Below are 3,512 nucleotides of genomic sequence, written 5' to 3'. Positions count from 1 at the left end.
CCACTGGAGCGCACCCAGTTGCAAGGTGCGCTGGACGTCAGTGGCGTGACCTTTCACTACAACGGCCAGAACGCGCCGGCGCTGAGCAACGTCAGCTTCAGCCTCAAACCCGGCGAACGGGTCGGCATCATCGGCCGCAGCGGCTCGGGCAAAAGCACCCTGGCGCGATTGCTGATGGGCTTCTACGAACCGGAAGAAGGCCAGCTACTGCTCGACGGGCTCGACCTGCGCCAACTCGATGTCGCCGACCTGCGCCAGCAGATCGGTTACGTCGCCCACGACCTGCCACTGCTGGCTGGCAGCCTGCGTGACAACCTGACCCTCGGCGCGCGCTACATCAGCGATTCGCGCATGCTCGAAGTCGCTGAACTGACCGGCGTCACCGAACTGGCTCGCCAGCACCCGCAAGGTTTCGACCGCCCCGTGGGCGAGCGTGGGCAATTGCTCTCCGGCGGCCAACGTCAGGCCGTGCTGCTGGCCCGGGCGTTGCTGCTCGACCCGCCGATCATGCTGCTCGACGAACCCACTAGCGCCATGGACAACAGCAGCGAAGACCTGCTGCGCCAGAAGCTGCACGGCTGGGTGCAAGGCAAGACGCTGCTGCTGGTCACCCATCGCACCTCGATGCTCAGTCTGGTGGACCGGCTGCTGGTGCTGGACAACGGCCGGGTCGTTGCCGACGGTCCGAAAGAAGCGGTCATTGATGCACTGCGCAAGGGCCGCGTCGGCTCGGCGGCGGTCTAGGAGTTACCCATGTCAGCTGCATCCGATGGCAAATCACGCGGCTACTTCGACAGTTTCGGCAAAAGCGCCGAAGCCGAGTTCATGCCGGAAACCGCCGGCGCCTCCTTGCAGGATTCGCCACGCTGGTCGCGGATTACCGTGTGGCTGGCCGCAGCGCTGCTGATCAGTGCGTTGGTCTGGGCCAAGTTCGCGGTGCTCGAAGAAGTGACCATGGGCGAAGGCAAGGCGATTCCGTCGAGCAAGGTCCAGGTGATCCAGAACCTTGAGGGCGGGATCGTCACCGAGATTTTCGTGCGTGAAGGGCAGATGGTGAACAAGGGCGACAAGCTATTGCGCCTGGATGACACGCGCTTCCTGTCGAACAAGGGTGAGAGCGAGGCCGACCGTTACGCCCTGACCGCGCAAGTCGAACGCCTTTCCGCCGAAGCCGAGGGGCGCCCGTTCAAGCTGTCTGACGAGGTGATTGCCAAGGCGCCACAGGTCGCCGAAGACGAACGGGCACTGTACGACCAGCGCCAACGGCGGCTAGCCAGCGAGCAACGGACCCTCACCGAACAACTGCGGCAGAAGACTCAGGAACTGGCGGAGTTCCGTTCCAAACAGGGCCAGTACAGCTCCAGCCTGGCGTTGCTGCAGCAAGAGATGAACATGTCGGCGCCGCTGGTCGGCACCGGTGCGGTATCGCCGGTGGAAATCCTGCGGCTCAAGCGCAGCGCCGTGGAGATTCGCGGTTCGCTCAACGCGACGACGCTGGCCATCCCCCGGGCCGAATCGGCGATCAACGAGATCAAGAGCAAGATCGACGAATCGGAACAGACCTTCCGCTCCGACGCCGCCAAGGACCTCAATCAGAAGCGCACCGACCTGTCGAAAATCACCGCGTCGAGCATCGCCATCGACGACCGCGTCAGCCGCACCACCGTGACCTCGCCGGTGCACGGGGTGATCAAGCAGCTCAAGGTCAATACCATCGGCGGCGTGGTGCAGCCTGGCAGCGACATGGTGGAAATCGTGCCACTGGAAGACAACCTGCTGATCGAGGCCAAGGTTCGTCCGCAGGACGTCGCGTTCCTGCATCCGGGCCAGAAAGCCATGGTCAAGTTCAGCGCCTACGACTACACGATCTACGGCGGGCTGAGCGCAAAACTGGAACTGATCGGCGCCGACACCATCACCGATGACAAAGGCAACAGCTTCTACCTGATTCAGGTGCGCACCGATAAAAACCATTTGGGCGGGGATGCGAAGCCGTTGCTGATCATTCCGGGAATGGTGGCGACGGTGGACATCATTACCGGGGAGAAAAGCGTGCTGGATTATCTGCTTAAACCCGTGCTGAAGGCGCGGACCGAGGCGATGCGCGAGCGCTAGAAATGTCTGGATTTTGTGGTGAATTGACTGGCCTCATCGCCGCAATCTGCCCCTCGATCAACGCCTCGAACGGCTTGAGCAACGGCGCGAACGTCGCCGGCGCTTCGAGGGTTTCCAGCGCCTGCACAATCGCCTCGATGGTCGACAACGCCCCCGGCCCCGGAGCCTTGCGCAAGCGATAACGCGACACTCCGCCCTCGGCCAGCGTCACCCGGGGCAGCGCCGCCAGCAGCGGATTGAGATGGAGCATCTTGCGCGCCTTGCGCCAGGTGCCATCCGGCACCACCAGCAACAACGGTTGATCAGATTCACGGTAAGCCTGCATCGGCTGCGCATCGTCGGCGGGAAACAACAATCGCGCCTGATACCCCGGCCGGTTCAACAGCGTCGACAGATCCTCGAAAACTTCACCGACAATCAGTTCGGCATTGGTCAAACCCAGCGCCGCCAATCGTGCGGTGTTGAGCGCGTGATTGACCTCGCTCGGATGCTGCAACAGCAAGACCCGGGTGCGGCTGTCGAGGCGCGGGATCAGCGGGCACAGGCAATGGGTTTGGGGGCGCAGGCAGCGCGGGCATTGAGGTCTGGACATTCTTAAGCCTGATTGAGCTGTGCTTTGAGCAAATCACGAAAGGTCTGGATCAGCGGCTCGCGGCTGCGGCCCCGGCGCATGATCATCGAAAATGGCGCCTGGTAACCGAACGTCGCCGGCAGCAACACGCGCAAGTCGCCCTTGTCGGCCCAGGCCTGAGCGTAGTGTTCCGGCAAATAACCGATGTAGGCGCCGGACAGCACCAGAATCAGCTGCGCCTCCATACTTTCTACCGTGGCGGCGCTGTGTTTGAAACCGTGGCGCGCCAGTTCCGCCTGGCTCCAGTACCCGCGACCGACCATGCGCTGCTGGGTGATGACCTGCTCGGGAATGCGCCGCTCGTTGAACAACGGATGCCGACTGCTGCAATACAGCCAATGCTGTTCGCGGTACAGCGGCATGTAGACCAGCCCGCTCATGCGCGTGGAAAACGCACCGATGGCCAGATCGAGACGGTTGTCCTGCACGCCGAGCTGCAGTTCGTACGGGCTCATCACCGACAGGTGCAAATGCACCGCCGGATGTTCCTGGCTGTAGGCGCCGATGGCTTCGGCGAACGGCAAGGCCTTGTCGCTGACGGTGGAGTCGATCACCCCAAGGTTGAGCGTACCGCGCAGTTCGCCCTTGAGCGCAGCGGCGTATTGCTCGAAACCTTCGAGCTCGGCCAGCAGGCGCAGGGTTTCCTGATGGAACAGTTCACCCTTGCTGGTCAGGCTGAACCCGCCGCGTCCGCGATGACACAGCACCAGCCCCAGCGCCGCTTCGAGCTGACTCATGTAAGTGCTGATCGCCGACGTCGACAGGT

Annotated in this window: 4 protein-coding genes; 2 read left to right on the top strand and 2 right to left on the bottom strand. The window is 62.9% G+C overall.

Going from position 1 to position 3,512, the window contains the following annotated elements; translation table 11 throughout:
• A partial coding sequence (locus tag DBR24_RS32360; RefSeq protein WP_256591541.1) for an ATP-binding cassette domain-containing protein occupies positions 1 to 744 on the top strand: 744 nt, incomplete at its 5' end.
• A gap of 9 nt (positions 745 to 753) precedes the next feature.
• Positions 754 to 2,115 (top strand): HlyD family type I secretion periplasmic adaptor subunit, encoded by a 1,362-nt coding sequence (locus DBR24_RS15885; protein ID WP_128615231.1) that lies wholly within the window; start codon positions 754 to 756, stop codon positions 2,113 to 2,115.
• On the opposite strand, the gene DBR24_RS15880 is transcribed toward DBR24_RS15885, so the two are convergent.
• Both DBR24_RS15880 and DBR24_RS15875 read right to left on the bottom strand, forming a co-directional pair.
• On the bottom strand, positions 2,069 to 2,707 hold the full coding sequence (locus DBR24_RS15880) for a tRNA-uridine aminocarboxypropyltransferase (RefSeq protein WP_256591540.1): 639 nt from the start codon (positions 2,705 to 2,707) through the stop codon (positions 2,069 to 2,071). The two genes, DBR24_RS15885 and DBR24_RS15880, sit on opposite strands and share 47 nt — an antisense overlap.
• Before the next feature lie 2 nt (positions 2,708 to 2,709).
• Positions 2,710 to 3,512 (bottom strand): LysR family transcriptional regulator (locus tag DBR24_RS15875; RefSeq protein ID WP_256591539.1); only part of this gene is annotated, 803 nt, incomplete at its 5' end.

The organism is Pseudomonas sp. HMWF006 (assembly GCF_003061205.1).
GTDB lineage: Bacteria > Pseudomonadota > Gammaproteobacteria > Pseudomonadales > Pseudomonadaceae > Aquipseudomonas > Aquipseudomonas monsensis.
This window is presented reverse-complemented; position numbering and strand designations above follow the sequence as displayed.

Coding starts and splice junctions, on each gene's coding strand:
- DBR24_RS15885 (WP_128615231.1), top strand. CDS start 754: ATGTCAGCTGCATCCGATGGCAAATCACGCGGCTACTTCGACAGTTTC.
- DBR24_RS15880 (WP_256591540.1), bottom strand. CDS start 2,707: ATGTCCAGACCTCAATGCCCGCGCTGCCTGCGCCCCCAAACCCATTGC.